The organism is Streptococcus sp. 32226D021BW (assembly GCF_053545015.1).
On sequence record NZ_JBPPVC010000003.1, the window covers coordinates 1 to 17,131 of the forward strand.

The 17,131-nt window shown below is 42.2% G+C and carries 18 protein-coding genes; 10 read left to right on the plus strand and 8 right to left on the minus strand.

Features of this window, described 5'->3' with window-relative positions:
- Positions 1-157: 157 nt before the first annotated feature.
- From ACEE44_RS02840 to ACEE44_RS02870, 7 genes are all read left to right on the plus strand, one after another.
- Complete coding sequence (locus ACEE44_RS02840; protein WP_449171196.1) at positions 158-859, plus strand: AzlC family ABC transporter permease; 702 nt, start codon at positions 158-160, stop codon at positions 857-859.
- The gene (locus ACEE44_RS02845) at positions 846-1,169 is read left to right on the plus strand and encodes an AzlD domain-containing protein (RefSeq protein ID WP_029185734.1); all 324 of its coding nucleotides are present in this window, start codon (positions 846-848) and stop codon (positions 1,167-1,169) included. Before ACEE44_RS02840 ends, ACEE44_RS02845 begins: the two co-directional genes overlap by 14 nt.
- Before the next feature lie 9 nt (positions 1,170-1,178).
- Positions 1,179-2,201, plus strand: a complete 1,023-nt coding sequence (locus ACEE44_RS02850; RefSeq protein ID WP_449171197.1) for a YeiH family protein — start codon at positions 1,179-1,181, stop codon at positions 2,199-2,201.
- Between the two features lie 244 nt (positions 2,202-2,445).
- The gene (locus ACEE44_RS02855) at positions 2,446-4,857 is read left to right on the plus strand and encodes a GbpC/Spa domain-containing protein (protein WP_449171198.1); all 2,412 of its coding nucleotides are present in this window, start codon (positions 2,446-2,448) and stop codon (positions 4,855-4,857) included.
- A 92-nt stretch (positions 4,858-4,949) separates the two neighbouring features.
- Entirely contained in the window at positions 4,950-6,131 is a 1,182-nt protein-coding gene (locus ACEE44_RS02860; RefSeq protein WP_449171199.1) for a hypothetical protein, read from the plus strand.
- Positions 6,128-6,634 (plus strand): hypothetical protein, encoded by a 507-nt coding sequence (locus ACEE44_RS02865; protein ID WP_449171200.1) that lies wholly within the window; start codon positions 6,128-6,130, stop codon positions 6,632-6,634. The genes ACEE44_RS02860 and ACEE44_RS02865 overlap by 4 nt, the downstream gene beginning before the upstream one ends.
- Before the next feature lie 193 nt (positions 6,635-6,827).
- Entirely contained in the window at positions 6,828-7,025 is a 198-nt protein-coding gene (locus tag ACEE44_RS02870; RefSeq protein WP_449171201.1) for a putative sulfate exporter family transporter, read from the plus strand.
- A gap of 223 nt (positions 7,026-7,248) precedes the next feature.
- On the opposite strand, the gene ald is transcribed toward ACEE44_RS02870, so the two are convergent.
- The 5 genes from ald to ACEE44_RS02895 all read right to left on the minus strand — a co-directional run bounded on the left by ald (position 7,249) and on the right by ACEE44_RS02895 (position 12,737).
- On the minus strand, positions 7,249-8,346 hold the full coding sequence (gene ald, locus ACEE44_RS02875) for an alanine dehydrogenase (RefSeq protein ID WP_449171202.1): 1,098 nt from the start codon (positions 8,344-8,346) through the stop codon (positions 7,249-7,251).
- Between the two features lie 100 nt (positions 8,347-8,446).
- Complete coding sequence (locus ACEE44_RS02880) at positions 8,447-10,072, minus strand: hypothetical protein (RefSeq protein ID WP_449171203.1); 1,626 nt, start codon at positions 10,070-10,072, stop codon at positions 8,447-8,449.
- 9 nt (positions 10,073-10,081) lie between these two features.
- Positions 10,082-10,780 carry an ABC transporter ATP-binding protein gene (locus ACEE44_RS02885; protein ID WP_024382099.1) on the minus strand — a complete coding sequence of 233 codons (699 nt, stop codon included), beginning with the start codon at positions 10,778-10,780 and terminating at the stop codon, positions 10,082-10,084.
- A gap of 82 nt (positions 10,781-10,862) precedes the next feature.
- Entirely contained in the window at positions 10,863-11,555 is a 693-nt protein-coding gene (locus ACEE44_RS02890) for a GNAT family N-acetyltransferase (protein ID WP_449171204.1), read from the minus strand.
- A gap of 9 nt (positions 11,556-11,564) precedes the next feature.
- A complete protein-coding gene (locus tag ACEE44_RS02895) occupies positions 11,565-12,737 on the minus strand; it encodes an NAD(P)/FAD-dependent oxidoreductase (RefSeq protein ID WP_449171205.1) in 1,173 nt (390 codons plus the stop codon).
- 170 nt (positions 12,738-12,907) lie between these two features.
- On the opposite strand from ACEE44_RS02895, the gene ACEE44_RS02900 reads away from it, so the two are divergent.
- Entirely contained in the window at positions 12,908-13,111 is a 204-nt protein-coding gene (locus ACEE44_RS02900; RefSeq protein ID WP_172084791.1) for a cold shock domain-containing protein, read from the plus strand.
- A 168-nt stretch (positions 13,112-13,279) separates the two neighbouring features.
- Positions 13,280-13,774 (plus strand): DUF536 domain-containing protein, encoded by a 495-nt coding sequence (locus tag ACEE44_RS02905; RefSeq protein WP_029998400.1) that lies wholly within the window; start codon positions 13,280-13,282, stop codon positions 13,772-13,774.
- A gap of 20 nt (positions 13,775-13,794) precedes the next feature.
- Here the strand turns inward: ACEE44_RS02905 and ACEE44_RS02910 are convergent, their stop codons facing one another.
- Positions 13,795-14,343: a GNAT family N-acetyltransferase gene (locus ACEE44_RS02910; protein WP_449171206.1), complete on the minus strand. Its 549-nt coding sequence runs from the start codon at positions 14,341-14,343 to the stop codon at positions 13,795-13,797.
- Between the two features lie 79 nt (positions 14,344-14,422).
- Between ACEE44_RS02910 and ACEE44_RS02915 the strand changes: the two genes are divergently transcribed.
- A complete protein-coding gene (locus tag ACEE44_RS02915) occupies positions 14,423-16,183 on the plus strand; it encodes a glycerophosphoryl diester phosphodiesterase membrane domain-containing protein (protein WP_449171207.1) in 1,761 nt (586 codons plus the stop codon).
- A 43-nt stretch (positions 16,184-16,226) separates the two neighbouring features.
- On the opposite strand, the gene ACEE44_RS02920 is transcribed toward ACEE44_RS02915, so the two are convergent.
- On the minus strand, positions 16,227-16,526 hold the full coding sequence (locus ACEE44_RS02920) for a YbaB/EbfC family nucleoid-associated protein (RefSeq protein WP_449171208.1): 300 nt from the start codon (positions 16,524-16,526) through the stop codon (positions 16,227-16,229).
- A gap of 184 nt (positions 16,527-16,710) precedes the next feature.
- Positions 16,711-17,028, minus strand: a complete 318-nt coding sequence (locus ACEE44_RS02925) for a helix-turn-helix domain-containing protein (RefSeq protein WP_172080731.1) — start codon at positions 17,026-17,028, stop codon at positions 16,711-16,713.
- Positions 17,029-17,131: the final 103 nt, after the last annotated feature.

Below are 17,131 nucleotides of genomic sequence, written 5' to 3' on the forward strand. Positions count from 1 at the left end.
TTATCTTCATAACTTAATTTCATAAGAAAAACACCCCAATCGTTAGATTTTGTGTCTAACTTTTGGGGTGCAGTTCAGAAAGCGACTTTTTCTATTGACGGAGGAGGACTTGTCCTCTATACTAGAATGATATAACTTGCTTTTCAAAGGAGAGAAGATGAAAAAAGAGGATTTTCGTGAGGGGCTGCGGGATGCTATCCCAACAGCTCTGGGCTATGCCAGTATTGGTTTAGCCTGCGGTGTCGTTTCGGTCAATTCAGGCATTTCCGCAGTGGAAATGGCTTTGATGAGCCTCTTGGTCTATGCAGGGAGTGCCCAATTTGTTATGTGTGCTATGATTTTGGCAGGGGCTCCTCTGGTGTCCATTGCGGTGACCGTTTTCTTTGTCAATCTGCGGAATTTTCTCATGTGCCTGCACACGACGACCATTTTTCAAGGGAACAGTCTGGGGTCTAATATCCTGATTGGTTCTTTTGTGACGGATGAGTCCTATGCGGTTCTCTTGCGGAAACACATTGAGGACAAGCAGATTGTCCCAAGCTGGATGTACGGCAATAACTTTGCGAGCTACGCTTCTTGGGTAACCTTTACCATTTTGGGTAATCTGATTGGTGGGCTGATTCCAAATCCAGAGCAGTTTGGTTTAGATTTTGCCTTGGTTGCTATGTTTGTTGGTATTTTCTCGGGTCAGTTGGAGGCCATGGCTCGGACTATTCCTTTGAAAAAAATCGGCTTGATTCTGCTGGCGGTGGGTCTGGCCTATGTTGGTCTGTCTGTGCTAGTGTCGTCCTATGTTGCGGTGCTTCTGGCGACGCTTTTGGGCTGTTTTGTGGGGGTGATGATTGATGATAAAAACTAGTATTTTACTGATTATTCTGGCGTCGGCTCTAGTGACCTGGCTGCCACGCGTCCTGCCTTTTGTCCTGACACAGAACAAATCCCTGCCTCCAAAGTTGGTGAAATTTCTCAGCTTTCTACCCATCACCATTATCTTTGCATTGACCCTGTCCAGCATCATGGACGAAGAAGTCGGATCGCTACCTAGCCTGCTTCCTGTCGAAAGTCTAGCCCTCATTCCGACCTTTTTGGTGGTCTTGAGGACAAAAAATATCCTCCTCGCAGTAGTGGTTGGTGTCTTGACGACAGCTGCTCTCCGATTGCTTTTCTAGGAGGGACTTATGGTTAAGAAAAATGCCAGAGGTGTGGCACTTTGTCTAGTCTTGGCTGGAATAAGCTGGTGCTTAGGGAGTTGGTTTTCAGTAGTGGGTGGGCCCGTTTTTGTCCTTCTAATCGGGATGAGCCTGCACTCTTATATCTCAAGGAAAAATGCGTTTCAGCCAGGCTTGACCTTTACCTCTAAGAAGATTTTGCAGTATGCGGTGATTTGTTTGGGATTTGGTTTGAATCTGTCTGCGGTTCTTGCAGTTGGAGTTCAATCTCTTCCAATTATTCTTTCGACCATTAGTTTTGCCTTAATTTTGGCATTTCTGATGTGGAAAATCTTGCCCATTTCATCTCATCTGGCGACCTTGATTGGCGTAGGGACCTCTATCTGTGGAGGGTCGGCCATTGCGGCGACAGCTCCCGTTATCCAGGCAGATGATGAGGATGTGGCTCAGGCTATCTCGGTTATCTTTCTCTTTAATTTCTTGGCGGCCTTGATTTTTCCGACTTTGGCAACTTGGCTTGGGTTTTCAACTGACTCGGGTCAGGCCTTTGGGATCTTCGCCGGAACGGCGGTCAATGACACCTCGTCGGTAACCGCGACAGCAGCTACTTGGGATAGCCTTTACGGACTGGGCAGTCAGACCTTGGACACGGCAGTGACGGTCAAGTTGACGCGGACTCTGGCCATTATTCCCATTACAACGGTCTTGGCGATTTGGCAAGCTCGAGGAAAGGGGGTTCAGGCAGACAAGCAGTCCCTCTTGGCAGGTTTTCCGACCTTTATCCTCTATTTTATCCTAGCTAGTCTTGTGACTACAATCGCAGGTCATGTTGGATTAGGGACGGATTTTTTTGCCCCGCTCAAAACCCTGTCCAAGTTTCTCATTTGTATGGCCATGGCTGCTATTGGTTTGCGGACCAATGTCTTTTCTTTGGTGAAAAATGGCAGAGCTGCTCTTTTTGTCGGACTAGTTTGTTGGTTGGGCGTGACTGTGCTGACACTGGTTTGGCAGGTGATACTTGGGGTTTGGTAGAAATAAATTTTTCATAAAAACTTATATTTTTATCCTGAGACTTTTGATAATGTAAGGGAAAATAAGGATAAATCCACGCAAGTATGTAAAAGTCGCGAAAATATTGTTGAAAAATGCATGTAGCTTGAAAAAGATTATATGCGTTTTTTCACGCCTATGGCGTGACTAAAAGCTAATTAAGGTAGATTATCTTAAAGCAGTTGTGCTATAATGAACTTTTATGAAATTATGAAAAAGAGGTAATATGAAAAAGAAATGCACTTTATTACAATCATTTGGACTAGTTCTTTTTAGTACAGTTCTACTGTTACAAACAAATAATAACGTACTAGCAGATGATATTGTCAGTACCAAAGAAGATAACACTGATTATAACTCCAATTCTTCTCCAAATACGCTAGATACATCGATTGAAGCTGCCAAGCAAAATGGAATTATCTTAGTTGAAACTAAGGAGCAGGTATTTCAAGACGAGACATTAGCTGAGCAAGATACTCAGAAACAAATCAATACGATCAACCAAGCAGTGGAATCTGCAAAAATAGAGGAACAAACATACAAACAAGAGGTTCAAAATTACCAAACTTATCTGGAGGATAAGAGCAAATATGAGCAAGATAGTATCAAGTATGAAAACTACCTAAAAGAAATTGCAGCCTATCGGGAAAACTATCAGCAATACGAGGCTGATAAAAAATTGTATGATGAAACGTTAGTAGCAAACAAAGAAAAACAAGATACCTATCAATCAGAACTTAAAACCTATGAAGAGGCGTCTCGTACATATGAAGATAATCTTCAAGCCTATGAAAATGGGCAATTAACAAATGAAGCACTTCAAAAGCAATATGAAGAAGCGAAACAAAAGTACGAACAAGACTTATTAGCTTACCAAAATTTAAAGAAAAACTATGATCAAGCTCAATTAGACGATTTAGAAGCGGAAAAACGTTATCAACAAGCCCTAGAAATCTATCAAAACCAGCAGAAAACTTATATACTGGCTAAAGCGAGATATGAGGAGGAAATGCTGGAAGCTCAAGGGAAACTTGGTCAAACAGGATATCTTACAGAGGTACTGGCTCAAAATTTAATTTTCCGTTCTGAGCCAAATACAACTCAAACTTTTACTGGAAAATATATCTCTCCCGAACAATTAGCGCTTTTGTCAAAGCATACAAATAACTGGTTTGACCCTGGAACAGTCAACTTTCCAATTTCTACAAAAACGGTTACCACTAAAGGTCAATGGAACGCTGCCTATATGAAAATTGGTGATAGTGTACAAGTTGACTATAGCGGGCTAGAAAATTCTAGTTTCTCAGGTCATAAGCTGGCTCGCGTGAGATATACCTATACCCTTTTAAACTCTACACATTATGATGAGTCTGTCATTCTTCAGGCCATTGATGATCCAACTGTTACTGCTTATGTTCATATTTATAATAAAGATGATCGAACAACAGGATCATTTGAAATAGAAATGAAGGTACAGTTTTTTGACAATGAGGGTATGGAAATCATTCCAAATGATAAACAATATGCCTTAACCAGTTTTGCCAGTATCAATTCCCTAAACGGCAGTGGTGAGTATGTCGCAGGATACAATGGCACTTTGTTCCCAATTACTGGTTCTACAATTACCATAAAAGACGGGCGCGCAATGAACTTTTCTTCTACACCTCAAGAAAGCCTAGCATCAGGCTGGGATAGTAATACTAGCCCAGATGCCTACATAGGTGCTATAGTTGGAAAGTCTACCGAAACAATTCGTTTCAACTTTGGAAATAGTAATGGTTTCGCCTATTGGTTCGCCTTTAATAGTGATGTAAAGGCCAAAGGAATACTTGGTCCAGAACCTACTGCACCCATTAAACCAATTCGTGAAGTTATCAATATCCCTAGTGAGCCAGTAAGACCTACTGAGCCTCTAGTTCCCAATTATCAAATCCTTAGCAAACCTATACCTCCTGTAAAACCAAGTGAACTCAAGCTTATCTCTGTTTCACTTCCACTAGAACCTGTCAAACCAAAGGAAGTGAAAAATCCAAGGGAGCCATTGGTTGTTAAAAAGCCAAGCTCTCCGAATCCAATAGTTGTCTTTTATCATAGAAGTATTTATAGACCACCTACAAAACTACCTTCGCGCTCTAATAAACCAGTAGTAGCAATCAAAACTCTACCAGCGCATGCTATTTCTCCTGTAACAACCTATCCCGTTTATCAGCCACGAATACATAGCAATCCTGAGCCAACGTCTCCGATAGTTTCCTATTACCCTACCTATCAGCCGTCAATAGTAAACAAAGCAAGCAAGACTTCTCCAAAGGTAAAACCATGGACACAGGCTTCAACACCCTCTCTTATGGAAAAGGAGCTAAAAGACAAGCAGGCTAAACTTGATATCAATGATTATTTCCAGAAAAATCTAAACATCGACACTCGAGCTAACTCGGCCAGCACACTTGATTATATTGACTTTTTAGCTAAAAAATTAGGTGAAAAGCATAAAGGAAATCAGGCAAAAATCAACCGTGATTTGGCTATAATGCTTGCTTATAGTAGTTACAGTACAGATAAATTACAACAATTACTTAATAATTTTGTTGAGCCGTATGACCACGAAAATAAAGAAAAAGCTGTTGAAGTTATTTAAAAAACCATAGCTATCTTTCAGCACAAATTGATTTTGCGCATACAATGACAACCCTGGCTTCACTTGAACAGCAAGACAATCATCTGAATAATATGACAAAAGGAATCTTTAGTTTAAAACATCCACAGTACTTGTGGTTATTAGCAAAAAGTGGAAAACTAGGAGAGGCATTGGTACAATATGATTTAGGAAAAGCTTTTGCTGGTCACAATAATAAAGAGACAATCTTACAGCTCAATTCTTTTGTTGGGGATATCTATACCTTTAACTCTATAAAAGATGTTCATTCCGATATGGATGCTGTCATTTTAAGTAGTCATCCTGACTATAAAAATCTACCTTTGGCAGAGAGGATTAAAGCTTACTATGGTCAGCGTGATTTAAATGAAAAACGGCAGAAACTGTTTTTAGAAAGCTACGACAAGAATACAAAAAAAGCAGGAGAAAAAGCGGCACTGGATATGATTGAGGCGAGCCTGACCATGGGGGGAGTAATCGCCCTTGGCTATGCTTTATTGAATAGCCGGAAACCAAAGGATATTGCTCAAAACCTTGCTATCACAGATAAGGTAGCGCTAGGAGGCACCTTTGACAGATGGCGTCAAAAACCATTTGAAGCTATCAAGGATATTTCTAGTATCTATATTGAAAAAGCTGTAAACAAGGTTAAAGCTATTGTGTCCCCGATTGTCAAAATAGGAAAAAAAGTTGTAAAAACGATTCAAGATACAGCTAATTCACTTGTCAAAACGGGAAAAAATATTTTAAAATCAGGAAAAAAACAATTCAATAAATTCATAGAATTTATCTCACCCAAGAAGAAGGTATCTACATCAAAACCAGCTAAAAAATCTCCCACAAAAGTTTCAAAATCTTTCAGTAAGATTGGTCGTAACATTACAAGACCTATAACTGGAATGCTTCAGAAACTGACAGGAAACTCGAAGGTTTCTCCAAAGCCAAAAGCTTCTGCTAAACCTAAGGCTAGTCCAAAACCAACTGCAAAACGCAAAGCAAGTCCGAAACCAAAAACGACTGCAAAACGCAAAGCAAATCCGAAACCAAAAGCAACTACAAAACGCAAAGCAAGTTCCAAGCCCAAACCAACTGCAAAACACAAAGCAAGCCCAAAACCAAAACCAACTGCAAGACGCAAAGCAAGTCCGAAACCCAAACCTACTGCAAAACGAAAAGCAAGCCCGAAACCCAAACCTACTGCTAAACCAAAGTCTAGACCAAAACCAAAAACAAAATCTAAAGGAAAAAGAAGATGAAAAAGAAAATACTTGTTGCCCTTATCCTAACCTTCCTAAGCCTCCTGCTTTGGGGGATTGGAAAGCTATATATCGCATATAATCTATCTCATTACGCAGGGTACTATGTTCAGCACTTGCCTCGGAAAGAGGGGATGAATCCAGAATTAGTCATCATTTTAACTCATCTGGACAGTATTGAAAGACCTTCAACCAATAACTTATCCTACGACCTTGATGGAAATGGCGCAGTTTTATTGGATAAATCTTTGGTGTTAGCATACGGGACAGATTTCTTACTCTGGAATAGCACTAAAAACGAAAATTATCATTTTGATATGACTGGAAAATTTTCTTATTATTACACTAATGATATTGATAACAAAAAATATGATTCACACTATCAAAAAGAGGCGGAATTACTTCTTGAAAAAATCCTACCTCCTATCCTAGAAGCGCAACCTAAGCCTAAAATCAACCTTCAAAAACTATTTAACGACAAATACTACAAACAGTTTAATTAAGAATTATACAGTCAAATGAATTGTGAAATGAGAGTGATTTGTTCACAAGACGAAGGTAAAGCCGTTAGAGTTCGATTTCTAACGGCTTTTCATATGCAAAGTAAAAGAGATAGGAATGCTGGCTAATGAACAGAGGGAGAGTTGAAATGTTGTACAAAGAAAATCTAGACTATTAATCGCAGGTCACTTTGGATTGGGTGCGGATATTTTTACTCCGCTCAAAACCCTGTCCAAGTTTCTCATTTGTATGGCTATGGCTGCCATTGGTTTGCGAACAGATGTCTTTTCTTTGATGAAAAATGGCAGAGCAGCTCTTTTTGTCGGGCTAGTTTGCTGGCTGGGAGTGACTGTTCTGACACTGGTTTGGCAGGTAATCTTGGGACTTTGGTAATAAAATAGAAAAATCCTAGTTTGGAGCTAGGATTTTTTGGTTTATATAGACTGGTTTATTACTTGAGTTAAGCATAAATATAGTCATTTGAATTAACTTTGATACATCGTCACTTTCGGCTTGCCCTACTCTAGTACTGCCTGCCCTCAGTTCCTTGTCTGAAAGCTAATTCATTTGACTATAGTAACTGGAAAAGAATTTGCGTTTGTAATGATTGCTAGATTTAGATGTCTGAATAGGCAAGTCCAAGCGAAGCAGCAACGGCTTGGTTGGTTACTTTGCCACGATAGATGTTTAGACCTGTTCGTAGGGCTGTGCTGTCAGCGATAGCTTGCTCTGCTCCCTTATTGGCTAATTCGAGAGCGTAAGGAAGGGTGGCATTTGTGAGTGCCTGAGTGGATGTACGTGCAACAGCACCCGGCATGTTGGCAACCGCATAGTGAACAACTCCATCTACTAGGTAGGTTGGATTATCATGTGTGGTGACACGGTCGGCTGTTTCGATGATACCACCTTGGTCTACAGCGACATCGATGATGACAGAGCCAGGCTTCATACTCGCAACCATTTCCTTGGTCACTAATTTTGGTGCGCGTGCTCCAGGGATAAGAACTGCCCCAATCAATAGATCGGCCTCTTTTACACTTTCAGTAATATTGAGTGTATTGGACATGAGAGTTTGAACCTTGCCATCGAATTGTGCGTCTAGTTCAGCCAGACGTTTTGGATTGATATCTAAAATCGTCACTTTTGCGCCTAGACCGACAGCCATTTGCGCAGCGTTGACACCGACATTTCCGCCACCGATGATAACTACATGACCTTTTTTGACCCCAGGAACACCACCTAGTAGAATACCCGAACCACCTTCAATCTTGGTAAGGAATTGTGCCCCTAATTGTGTCGCCATGCGACCAGCAACTTCGCTCATAGGATTTAGGAGAGGAAGTGTCCCATGATCAACTACCGTTTCATAGCCGACAGCAATCACATCACCGTCTATCAAAGCTTGAGTCAACTCTGGTGCAGGAGCTAGGTGGAGATAGGTGAAGAGTAACAGGCCTGGACGAAAGAATGTGTATTCACTTTCTAGTGGTTCTTTAACCTTGAGGACCATATCGGCTGCCCAGGTTTCTTCTGCAGTATTTTTGAGAATGGCACCTTGTGCTTCATATTCTGCATCACTATAACCAGATCCAAGACCTGCTCCTTTTTCTACCCAAACTTCGTGACCTGCTTGTGTAAAACTCAGGACACCTGCTGGTGTGATTCCGACACGATTTTCATTGTTTTTAATCTCTTTAGGAACACCAATAATCATAACAAATTTTCTCCTTTATGCATGTAGTATTCTTACAGTTTAACATAAAAGCGTTTCCTTGGAAAGACTGAACCTAGATACTCCATAAAAATAGTTCTAGTTATCCCTTCAATCTAAAAGTCTGCGGAGCTTTTTTCAATAAAATCCAGTAGCCGATGCTGACATAGGCAATCATAGCCAAGGAAATGAGTAGGATGTACAAGTGACTGCCTATATCCAGCTTGATATTGAGATAGGCTACCCAGTAGAGAGCTCCACTGAGAAATTTATAGACTGGGTTGACAACCTCCATGTCCTTGGTAAAGGGTTGGAGAATATAGTAGATAAAGAGATCGTGGAAGGAAAATAGGGCTGTTAGGCTCAGCAGGAGCAGAGCAGTCAGGAGATAGGTTTCAATAGGTAGCTGCCCTCTAGTAAAGATGATGAGGGCCAAAAGTAGAGACCCTGAGAATGTAGCATTTAATTTTACAGTTTGCAGAAAACGATAATGGAAGCCTGCAATAATGGTTTTTGCTTCGCGGTAAAATGGATAGTGGAGCATGGAAATATCGCAATTAACAAAGACCATCTGTGCGACAGCCTTACCCATGGAGGCGGCATACATGACCATGAAAGCAAAAGGCAGTCCCTCGATATAGTTGGTATTGCTTATCTGAATGTCATCTTTTGAAAACCAACGAATTCCTTCAATAAAAAGGACAATAGCCAAAAGACAACCCAAGCGAAAATGCAGTTTTTTCGTAAGGACAGAACGATAGCGGTCAAATAGCAGAGCGTTTAAGTAGGTCATGCCTGATAGGTGGGACAGGTCCTTTCCTGTTTCCATACTCAGTTTCGCCTGCATCTGCAACCCTTGTCGGGTGTACTCGTTCCCTTTGGTCATCTCAAAAATCTTCTTATCCATCTGCAAGGACTGGTCCATGCAATAGTAGAGATAGTCCAGATGATTGGTCTGTTGCTTCAAATAACCGTAGCCAAACCAAATGAGCAAGACCTGACAGACAAGCACAGGCAGTAAAAAGATGGGAGACAGATGATTGCGGAAAAGGATAAGACTGGCAATAGCTACTAGACCAGTACCCAAGATAACCCAGGATTGCCAAGAGTTTCGACGTGCCAAAATACCTCTGTTGAATAGTGCTCGATTGAGAGCCTGTCCAGTAAAACTTCCTGCTGGAATGGTCAGTAATCCTAGAGGCAGATAGAGCCAATTTCCAGCAAGACTAGAAAAAATCAGTAGGGCAGGTAGGTAGAACAGACAGGTGATAATGGGCTCTACAAAGAGTTGACTCTGTAGAAAACTAGATTGGGAAAGTCCAAAATTTTGCATGAATTCCCGCTCGGACTTGGCGATAAAAGGCTCAAATCCCTTGCCAAACCGATAGGTGTAGCCAACAAAGACCATCCACATGGAAAAGCCTAGAAGCCAAGTATCTGACGGGATTTGCCAAAAGTCCAGCTGATTGTTGTATAGGAGTTTAATCCAGAAGGCAGCAATGCAAGAATAGATGGTTAACCAAATTCCCTTGACCAGAAAGCGACTGGGGATGGAGAGGATGTGTAGGATCAAAAAGAGAGCGGACTTAAAACTGTAAGACTTGAAAATACTCTCTGGAATCTTCTTGCCCACAAGTGACAGTTTTCGCAGATAGTAGAAAAATCCGTTGACGGTCCGATAGAGGTTGTACTTTTCCTGATACCAAAAATAACGTAGAATGGTTTTCATAAGCCCCTCCTAGTCTGCTGTCAAGAGGGCAACCACTTCCTGTTCAAAATCAGGATCGTGGAGCTTGTCACTCGGAACAGCCTGTAGTTCTTGGTGATGTAGTAAAACAATCTCGTCACAGAGATCCTGAGCCAGCTGTAGAATATGGGTGGAAAAGATAATAACGGAATCCTTCTTAGCCTCCCGAATCAGCTGTTTGAACTCGTGGGCAGCCACAGGGTCAAAGGACGTCAGTGGCTCATCTAAGAGAAGGACAGGTGGCTGGACAATCAAAGACAGAAGCAACTGGACCTTGTTCTGCATACCGTGGGAAAAATCCTTGAGTAGACGGTGCTGGTCTTCTTCTCCGATACCGACCAAGTTTAGCCATTCTTCTGGACTACGAGGAGATTTGAGCTTATCCTTGTGAATATCCATATAGAAACGGACAAACTCGTAAGCCGTCATAAAGGCAGGTAGTTGCGGATAGGTCTGGGTAAAACCGATGTCCGTATTATCGTAGTCAAAGGCATTTTCATCCTTCACAAACTGAATCGAGCCACCATCCAAGGTCAGATTACGGGCAATGCAGTTGAACAAGGTCGTCTTACCTGCCCCATTCCGCCCTAGCAAACCGTAAATCTTTCCTTGTTCGAAGGTAAAGGAAGTATCTTCCAAAATGATTTTATGGTCGAATTTCTTGGAAACAGAAGATAATTTCAGTTGCATAGCCAATCTCCTTTTTGTTATATTGTTATGGATTTATCATACAACAATAAACAAAAAAATTCAAGCAGATTTTTGCTTGAATTTAGAAAGAGGATAGGGGTTGTTTTTGCTGGCCCTGGGCATTGAAGTTACTATCCTTTAGCCAGTTTTCAAGGGCAAGCTTTTGGTCAGGCCATTCGTGGTCTAATAGAGAAAACCAGGCGGTATCTCGGTTACGTCCCTTATAGACTAGGGCTTGACGGAAGGTGCCTTCGTAAGTGAAACCAAGGCGTTTGGCAGCCGCTTGACTGGCTTGGTTGAGAGAGTCGCATTTCCATTCGTAGCGTCGATAGCCCAGTTCTTCAAACACATAGGTCATGAGAAGATAGTGGGCTTCTGTCGCCTGTCGGGTCCGTTGCAGTTGAGGAGAAAAGATGACCCAGCCAACTTCAATGCTACGATGGTTGGTATCTATTCGCATGAGTGCAAAGGTTCCGACTGCCTGATTAGTTGCTTGGTCAATGATGGCAAAATAATAGGGGTCGGTCGAGTCCAAAAGAGTCTGGAAATAGTCCTGAAATGTCGCTCTGTTCTCAAAGGGGTCAATGGGTAGATAGGTCCAGTCGGATTTCTTGGCATTGGGTCCATAAAACTGATAGAGATCATCTGCATGGTGCAGGCTCAGTTTTTCTAAGCGGACTGTGTGTCCTTGTATAGTCTCCAGACTTGGTTGCTCACCACTGCTATAATACGGCAAGGGCATACCAATTTCTTGACCGAATGAATTGATAGGCATGGTTTTCTCCTAATAATGTAAACTTCCAGCCACCCAGCCAGTTGCCAGACAGTAGGTGATGTTAAAGCCACCCGTGTGGGCGTTGATGTCCAAGACCTCACCTGCAAAGTGGAGGCCAGGAACCTTCTTGCTCTCTAATGTTTTTGGATTGATTTCCTTGAGGTCAACGCCGCCCTTGGTCACAAAGGACTTGGCCAAGGACATCTTGCCGGTAATCTTGATCGGTAGGGCTTTGAGGAGAGTAACCAGTTCAGTCAGATCTTTTTGGGAGACCTGTTTGACCTTGCAGTCGTAGTTTTCAGCGAAAAAGTCTGCTAGGCGGTCTGGCATGAGTTCAGCTAGGGCATTCTTGACTGATTTTTCCCTGTTGGCTTCTAAATGCTCAAGCAAATCTTGTTCAGAATGGGTCGGCAGAGCATCGAGAAATGCGGTTTCGCCGCCTTTGACAAAACTAGACAGACGAAGGGCAGCGGGTCCCGACAGGCCAAAGTGGGTAAAGAGCAGGTCGTGGGTGATGACGTGCTTGCCGTAGGTCAGGGTGACGTCGTCCAGGGAAATGCCTTGGAGCTTTTTGTGGGGGAAATCGGTCAGGACAGGGCTTTCAGCGGCTTCAATCTCCGTGACTTCCAGCTTGAAGTGGCGGGCAATGTCGTGACCAAAGCCGGTTGAGCCAGTGGAAGGATAGGTCTTGCCGCCAGTGGTGACAATGAGTTGGGGAGCTGTAAAAGTCTCCTCGCTGGTCTTGACATGGAATAGGTCGTCAATCTTGCGGACGGAAACCACCTCTGTCCCTGTACGGATATCCACGCCATTTTCCAGCATCTTCATCTCCAGGCACTTGATAATGGTCTGGGAACGGTCGGTGGTCGGAAAGACACGACCGTGGTCCTCCACCTTGAGCTTGACCCCATTTTCCTGAAAGAAATTCATGATGTCGTGGTTGTCAAACTGGGAAAAGACGCTGTATAGAAACCGGCCATTGCCAGGAATGCCAGCTAGTAGGTCTTCCAAGGTGCCGTTGTTGGTCACATTGCAACGTCCGCCACCTGTGCCAGACAGTTTCTTGCCCAAACGCTTGTTTTTTTCGAGGAGCAGGGTTTTCTTACCGTAAAAGCTGGAAGAAATAGCGGCCATCATGCCAGCAGGCCCCGCTCCGATAATAATAGTATCTACTGTATTCATGCCTTTATTGTATCATAAATTCAGGAAAGTTTTTCAAAATGAGGGCTTGTCCTTGACTTTGTCCTCCTTTCCTGTTAGAGTAGGGAAGTAAATTAGTTTTTGAGTTCTGTTTGTGTTTCACCTGCTTTACCTTTTCTAGTTTTACAAATCTAGAGAAAGGAAGTAGTGACATGGCACAAGGAACAGTAAAATGGTTCAACGCTGAGAAGGGCTTCGGCTTCATCGCTCAGGAAAACGGACCAGATGTATTTGCTCACTTTTCAGAAATCCAAACCAATGGTTTCAAATCATTGGATGAAGGTCAAAAAGTGACTTTTGATGTGACAGAAGGTCAACGTGGCCCTCAAGCAAGTAACATCGTAAAACAAGCATAATATAGTATGTAGAAAGACATTCTCAGGATGTCTTTTTTTGCTGGAAAATGTTTCCGAAGCTAGATGTACCAAGACTTCTAACTCCCCTGATTTGACAGTTTTTAGGTCTTATGGTACTATTTTACTGATAGACATTATTATGAACAAAAACAAATGATAGAGGATTGTATGGGAATCGAAAAAACAGTCAGCGAATTAGCTGAGATTTTGGGTGTGAGCCGTCAGGCCATGAATAACCGAGTCAAAGCCCTTCCAGAAGAATTTGTAGATAAAAATGATAAGGGCGTAACTGTTGTAAATCGTTCGGGCTTGATTGAGCTAGAAAAAATCTATAAAACAACGATTTTTGAAGATGAGCCGATTAGCGACGAAGTCAAGCACCGTGAGATGATGGAAATTTTAGTAGACGAAAAAAATGCGGAGATTATCCGTTTATATAGTCAATTAAAAGCCAAGGATAAGCAACTTGCCGAAAAAGATGAACAACTCAAGGTCAAGGATGTGCAAATTGCTGAGAAAGACAAGCAGATTGACCAACAGCAACAATTGACCCTTAAAGCAATGGCAGACAAGGATGTCCTCAAGCTAGAGCTGGAAGAAGTCAAGGCTCAGGCAGAAGGAGTCCAAACCAAAGGATTCTTTGCTCGTTTATTTGGAAGATAGATAAGTAAAAAATCAAGCTCTTAGGAACTTGATTTTTTATTATTCTCTAACCATTCTTCTCTCAGAATTCCATATTTGACTGAATCGTGATACTGGCCTTGCCAGTAGCGGACTTTTCGGATCTGGGCTTCCTTGGTCATGCCTAATTTTTCAGCAGTCCGCATCATCCCCTTGTTACCAGACCAAGTGGTTAGTCCGATGTGTTCTAATTCTGTAAAATGCTGGAAAATGGTATCAATCCAGAGCCCAAGGGCCGCGGTACCATATCCTTTGCCCCAGACCTTATCATCATGGATTTCTATTCCGACTTCTAGCCAGCGCGTCGGTTTGCATTCCCAGTAATATGAAACAAAGCCGATAGGTTGTTGGTTCACTAGGATGGCCCTAACGCATTCTTTTTGTAACCACTGGTAGAGTTCCAGTGCTTGAAAGTCTTCAAAAGTAGCGCAGGCCTGGTAGTCATCAAAATAGGGGGCCGCAAATTCTTTCCAGCGGGGAGCGGCTTGACGGTAACCAATCTCCCAAAGTCTATGTAAATAGCTTTCATTCATAGGTGCAATCGTAATCATGAGTACCTCCCTTATTTTTCTAGTCTAGCATATTTACGACACCCTTGCAATTCCTTGTAGAATATGGGAAACTAGGTATATGAAAAAGATACGACGAACATTCCAGAAAGTGTATTACAATTTAGATAAGATTTTACTGCTCTTTTTTACCCTCTTCTCTGTGATGGAGTTTATTTGGATACCGCTAAATTCCTGGGTTTCCGAAGGATTGTTGGCCATGACGGGGCATGCCTATCTGTCTCCGACAAATGTTTTCTCCGTTCTCTCTGAAAACATCTTGGTGACAGGCCTCTTTATTCTGTTATTCCTCGTCAATCTAGCCATAGCCTACTTGGAACTTGCTCTGCTATTTTCCGGAGTAGGACAGCTCCTAGACCAGAGGGTTAAGCATTTCCCGGATTATGTGAGGGATATGAGGGACAGTATGCTGGATATTATCAGACATAGTAGTGTGCCCAAGGTGCTTTTTCTCCTTTTTTATTCGGTCATTCTCCTGCCCTTTCTTCGCCGGATTTTAAATATCTACTATTTTAATAAGATTGTGGTTCCCCAGTTCTTGATTGACCATTTTTCCAATACTTTGAGGCTGGCAGTCTTGATTTTCCTCTCTTTTATACTCTTCTTTTGGTTGGCAGCTCGCTTCATGTACGCCCTGCCAAAGATTTATTTTGAACACAGGAGCGTCAAAGAATCCATCGCTTATTCATGGGAGAGGACAAGGGGTTGGCAACAGGTCCGTTCCATGGGTAAATTATTCTGGCTGGTGACCCTTCCAGTCTTTCTGTTCTCAATCGGCGGCACCTTACTTTACGAACTGCAATTAGTAGTCGAAAAAATAGCTCCTCAGCTGTCATTTCTCCTAGCCGTCTTTTGCTATATTCTCCTCAAATTGCTCTACTACGGTGTTGTTTCCCTCTTCATGATTGGTTTTATCAGCTATGTGACGGGAAAGAAGCTACCTTCTTACCGACGGAAACGGCTCCGTCACCGCCTCCGACTGACCATCTTGGCAGTGTCTAGTCTGGTTTTTGGTATGCAGGGCAGTCTGGCCCTCCACTATCCCTTTGATAGCCTACCGCTGACCATTTCCCATCGTGGGGTGGACGCTGGAAATGCCGTGCAGAACTCGATTGAGGCTCTGGAAGCAACCTCTCAGCTCCAGCCGGACTACATTGAGATGGACATTCAGGAAACCAAGGACGGTCAGTTTGTGGTCATGCACGATACGGACTTGATGGCTTTGACGGGAAATCCCGGAGGTACACATGATTATAGCCTAGCAGAGATGACTACCATGACTGCATCCGAAAATGGCATGACAGCTCCAGTCCCTTCTTTTGATACTTATCTTGATAGGGCGGATGCCTTAGGGCAAAAATTATTGGTGGAAATCAAAGTGACCAAGCAGGATTCCCCAGAATTGACCAAGAATTTTCTGAAAAAATACGGACAACGTTTGTTAGCCAAGGGGCATCAAATTCAATCTCTGGATTACAAAACGATTATAGAAGTCAAAGAGTACAGTAAAAAGCTGGTATCATTCTTCATCCTCCCTTTCAACTCCATTTATCCCACGACAGTAGCAGATGGCTACACCATGGAATATACATCCTTGGATCAAAACTTTATCTTAAAGTCATGGATTAAGGGAAAATCTGTTTATGCTTGGACAGCCAATGATGAGGAAACTATGACAAAGATGGTCATGTTGCAGGTGGATGGTATCATAACGGACAATATGACGGAATTGAAAGCCTTGCTGGAAGATGTTAAGGTTCACCGCAGATATGCTGACCTCTTTTTCCTACAATTTCAATCCCTACTCTATCATTTTGAATAAGCAAAAAACGCGAGGGCCTAGCCCAATCGCGTCTTTTTCTGTCTTAAAATGGTAATTTACCAGCAAAGGCACCCAATTTTTTCTTAGTGGCATCGTCAATTTTTGAAAGAGCATCATTGACTGCTTGGACAGTCATATCCTGCAAGGTTTCAATATCGTCAGCATCTACAACTTCAGGCTTGAAGTCGATAGAAACCAACTTTTTATCGCCAGTAAAAGTAGCAGTGACCAAGTCCTGTACAGAGCTACCAGTAAATTGAGTAGCTGCCAATTCAGCCTGGCTCTGCTCCATTTGCTTTTGAAGCTTCTGAGCCTGTTTCATCATTTGTTGCATGTTCATCATAAGATTTTTAAGATTCCTTTCGTATCAAGGGTTTAGCCCCTCTTGTTTTTGAAATGTTGTCCAATCGTGACCTCTTTTTAAAAAATGTTCAAAGATGAGGTGATTGTAGGTACTTTACACATTATATCATGTTTGCAAGATAACTCAAAATATAGCCTAGTTGCTTAGTAGTTTTGAGGTAGGACTATTTTAATTTCCAATCTAATATATTCTCTAATAATTCCAGAGTGTCTTCTTCGTTTTCTGTGAGGGAAATTTTACCGACAACTCGAGAGAGTTGGTCATCTGTATCTGTAAATGAAAAAAAGATTTGGTAGGGAACACCTAGCGCTGAGATAATTTTATCTAAGGTATTGACCTGTATATTAGGATTTTGTCCACGTTCAATTCGGCTAAGTACAGTGGCTTCCATATCAGCTTTGGTTGCTAATTGCTCTTGAGATAACCCTTGTTGTTTTCTTAATTCTTTGATTCGCTGCGCGATATGTAAGCCCAGTGTCATAGTTGCCTCCTAAAAAGTTCCTTAGTAACATGATAAACTGGCTGGAAAAAGAATATCAGACATCAAAATATCATTTTTTAAAGATAAGCTGATTTATAAGTAC